The 466-nt window shown below is 43.6% G+C and carries 2 rRNA genes; both read left to right on the forward strand.

Features of this window, described 5'->3' with window-relative positions:
• Positions 1-150: ribosomal RNA gene (locus A3712_RS24035) — 23S ribosomal RNA — on the forward strand; the annotation flags it as partial.
• Positions 151-286: 136 nt separating this feature from the next.
• Positions 287-402: ribosomal RNA gene (rrf, locus tag A3712_RS24040) — 5S ribosomal RNA — on the forward strand.
• Positions 403-466 lie beyond the last annotated feature (64 nt).

Consider the following 466-nt stretch of genomic DNA (forward strand, 5'->3'; position numbering starts at 1 on the left):
CTAAGCGGGAAGCGAGCCCTGAGATGAGTTTTCCCTGACACTTTAAGTGTCCTAAAGGGTTGTTCAAGACTAGAACGTTGATAGGCAGGGTGTGTAAGCGCTGTGAGGCGTTGAGCTAACCTGTACTAATTGCCCGTGAGGCTTAACCATACAACACCCAAGGGGTTTTGATGGACTCAAAAATACAAACGCTTGAATGAGTTTGAAGAGACAACACTTTTAATAAGCTTTCCAGATTATTTTGCCTTCAGCTTTTAAAAAAGCTGAAAGTAAAAGCAAAATTTTGCTTGGCGACCATAGCATTGTGGACCCACCTGATTCCATGCCGAACTCAGAAGTGAAACACAATAGCGCCGATGGTAGTGTGGGGCTTCCCCATGTGAGAGTAGGACATCGCCAGGCTCCAAATTTATTTTCACTTTTCAAAAGTGAAGAAAAAGTGTTATGAACGACTTGTCAGCGATGA

The sequence above is a fragment of the Vibrio sp. HI00D65 genome (assembly GCF_001635455.1).
In the GTDB taxonomy this organism is placed as follows: domain Bacteria; phylum Pseudomonadota; class Gammaproteobacteria; order Enterobacterales; family Vibrionaceae; genus Vibrio.